The organism is Pseudomonas agronomica (genome assembly GCF_025917275.1).
GTDB lineage: Bacteria > Pseudomonadota > Gammaproteobacteria > Pseudomonadales > Pseudomonadaceae > Aquipseudomonas > Aquipseudomonas agronomica.
Genome location: NZ_JAOSHO010000538.1, coordinates 1 through 3,169, shown reverse-complemented (window position 1 = coordinate 3,169; position 3,169 = coordinate 1). Strand labels below are relative to the sequence as shown.

The window sequence follows — 3,169 nt, the reverse complement described above, 5'->3', positions numbered from 1 at the left end:
GCATTATTGAGATTTGCCCCACTTCTCCAGCGCAAACTCGACAAAACTGCGCAGCTTCGGCAAACGATAGCGATCCTGGGCGTACGCCAGGCTCATTGGCCGATGGGGCAACTGATAGTCCGGCAGCAGCGCCACCAAGTGCCCGTCCTTCAGATCCTGCGCCACCAGCGCGTCCGGCAGCATCACCACACCCATGCCGGCCAGGGCGGCGCGATGCAGGCCCGAGGAGCTGTTGATCAGCATCGGCCCGGTCACCGGCACTTTGATTTCGCCTTCTGGCCCGTTGATAGGCCAGAGGTCCTGGGCGAAGCGCCATTCGTCAGCGGCAGAATAGGCAAACGACAGGCAGTCGTGCTGTTGCAGGTCATCGGGTTGTCGTGGCGTGCCTCGCCGTGCCAGGTAAGCCGGGGACGCGCAGATGGTCAAGGTGTAGTCCACCAGGGGGCGGGCGATCAGCTTGGGATCGACAGGGCCCAGGCGGACGGCGACGTCGAAACCGTGGTCGAGCAGGTCGAGTCGCTGGTTGGTCAAGACCACGTCGAGCTTGACCTGTGGGTAGCGCTGGCTGAATTCGGCCAGGGCTGGCGCCAGGAGCTCCGTGCCGAAGGTCAGCGGCGCGGTGATGCGCAAGGTGCCGGTGGGGTCGCCCTGGGTCTGCTCCGCCAGGCGCTCGGAGTCGGCGACCAGCCCGATGACTTCCAGGCAGCGTTGATAGTAGGTCGCGCCGAACTCGGTCAGGCGCTGGCGCCGCGTCGTCCGGTTGATCAGGCGCACGCCGAGGCGCTGCTCCAACGCGCGAAGGTGATTGCCCACCATGGTGGTGGACATCTCGCACGCCTGGGCCGCCGCCGTCAGGCTGCCGGCTTCCACGACTTTCACGTAAACGGTCATTGCCTGGAACAGGTCCATTATCAAGCTCGGCTTTTAAATGATTGAAGTAAGGCGATGTTTATCCATTGAGGGTGGCTAACCATACTGGAAAAAACCATCCAATGGAGCTCGATGTCATGACCGCCGCCTGCCTGATGACCACCTACCAACCCCTGCCGCTGAATTTCACCCATGGGTTGGGTACGCGCCTTTGGGACCAGGACGGTCGCGAGTACCTCGACGCGGTGGCGGGCGTGGCGGTCACCAACGTCGGGCATTCCCATCCCCGGCTGGTGGCGGCCATCAGTGAACAGGCCGGCCTGTTGCTGCACACCTCCAACCTGTACAGCATCGACTGGCAGCAACGGTTGGCCGGCAAACTCACGCAGCTTTCGGGAATGGACCGGGCGTTTTTCAACAACTCCGGAGCCGAGGCCAACGAAACCGCGTTGAAACTGGCGCGTCTGCATGGCTGGCACAAAGGCGTCGAGCAGCCGCTGGTCGTGGTCATGGACAATGCTTTCCATGGGCGCACGCTGGGCACCATGTCTGCCAGCGACGGCCCATCGGTGCGGCTGGGGTTCAATCGGTTGCCGGGGGACTTTATCAAGGTGCCGTTTGGCGACCTCGCGGCGCTGGAAAAAATCCAGCAGGCCCATGGCGAGCGTATCGTCGCGATTCTGGTGGAGCCGATCCAAGGGGAAAGTGGCGTGCAGCTCGCGCCGCCGGGTTACCTGCGGGCGCTGCGGGACCTGTGCAGCCGGCGTGCCTGGTTGTTGATGCTGGACGAGATCCAGACCGGTATCGGCCGCACCGGCCAGTGGTTCGCGTTCCAGCACGAGGGCATCGTGCCGGACGTCATGACCCTCGCCAAAGGCTTGGGCAATGGTGTGCCCATCGGTGCCTGCCTGGCCCGGGGCAAGGCCGCCGAGCTGTTCACCCCCGGCAGCCATGGCAGTACGTTTGGCGGCAATCCGCTGGCCTGTCGCGTCGGCTGCACGGTGCTGGACATCATCGAGGAGCAAGGCCTGGTGGAAAACGCCAGGCGCCAAGGCGAGCAATTGCTCAGCCGGTTGCGGGCTGGGTTGGTGGATAACCCGAACGTGCTCCAGATTCGCGGCCAAGGGTTGATGATCGGCATCGAGCTCAAGCAACCGGTGCGCGACCTGGCCCTTTGCGCTGCCCGGGACCATGGCTTGTTGATCAACGTGACCCGGGGCAAGACCATCCGGCTGTTGCCGCCGCTGACGATTGACGGGCGGGAAGTGGAGATGATCGCCAGGGGCGTGAGTCGTAGTTTGGCGCAGGCGTGAAACGTCTTCGATCGGGCGACGAGCGGTGTTTTCCAGTCAGGGCGAAGCGCGGCGCAGCGGGACGGAATTTTTAACGATTGTCGCGTTCCAACGCCAGCCAGAGTCGATTGCCTACACTTTGGCAACCAGACTGAAAATCCCAGGAGCATCTCCATGTTCACCTCGCGTCGCTTGATCGTTGTCGCTACTGCCGTGGCCCTGTTGTCCGGCTGTGCGTCGCCCAACCCCTATGACAACCAGGGCCAGGCCTCTACCGAATCTTCGGGTATGAGCAAAACCGCCAAGTACGGCGGCCTCGGTGCATTGGCGGGGGCGCTGGCCGGTGCGGCTATCGGTCACGATAACCGCGGCAAGGGCGCGTTGATCGGCGCCGCAGTGGTGGGCGCCTCGGCGGCCGGCTACGGTTACTACGCCGACCAGCAGGAAAAGAAACTGCGTGCGAGCATGGCCAATACCGGTGTTGAAGTGCAGCGCCAGGGCGATCAGATCAAGCTGATCATGCCGGGCAACATCACCTTCGCCACCGACTCGGCGAACATCGCGTCCAGCTTCTACCAGCCGCTGAACAACCTGGCCAACTCCCTCAAGGAGTTCAACCAGAACCAGATCGAAATCGTCGGCTACACCGACAGCACCGGCAGCCGCCAGCACAACATGGACCTGTCCCAGCGCCGTGCCCAGAGCGTGGCGACCTACCTGACGTCCCAGGGCGTGAGCGGTGCCAACCTCTCGGCACGTGGCGCCGGCCCGGACAATCCGGTGGCGAGCAACGCCGACGTCAATGGCCGTGCGCAGAATCGTCGGGTCGAGGTCAATCTCAAGGCCATTCCGGGGCAGCAGTACCAGGCGCCGGCGCAGCAGCAGGGCCAGACTTACCAGCAGTATCCTTGATCGCTGGGCGGTAAATGAAAAAGGGAGCCATGGAACATGGCTCCCTTTTTCATGCCTGTAAGATCAGCCTTTGTGGCGAGGGAGCTTGCTCTCGC

General features: G+C 63.3%; 3 protein-coding genes. 2 read left to right on the top strand and 1 reads right to left on the bottom strand.

Annotated elements, in window-relative coordinates:
* Positions 1-3 precede the first annotated feature (3 nt).
* Positions 4-909 (bottom strand): LysR family transcriptional regulator, encoded by a 906-nt coding sequence (locus OC610_RS24075; protein WP_264431420.1) that lies wholly within the window; start codon positions 907-909, stop codon positions 4-6.
* A gap of 98 nt (positions 910-1,007) precedes the next feature.
* Here OC610_RS24075 and OC610_RS24070 point away from each other — a divergent pair, with 98 nt between their 5' ends.
* Both OC610_RS24070 and OC610_RS24065 read left to right on the top strand, forming a co-directional pair.
* Complete coding sequence (locus tag OC610_RS24070) at positions 1,008-2,183, top strand: aspartate aminotransferase family protein (RefSeq protein ID WP_264431419.1); 1,176 nt, start codon at positions 1,008-1,010, stop codon at positions 2,181-2,183.
* A gap of 153 nt (positions 2,184-2,336) precedes the next feature.
* Positions 2,337-3,074 carry an OmpA family protein gene (locus tag OC610_RS24065; protein WP_264431416.1) on the top strand — a complete coding sequence of 246 codons (738 nt, stop codon included), beginning with the start codon at positions 2,337-2,339 and terminating at the stop codon, positions 3,072-3,074.
* The last annotated feature ends 95 nt before the right edge of the window (positions 3,075-3,169 follow it).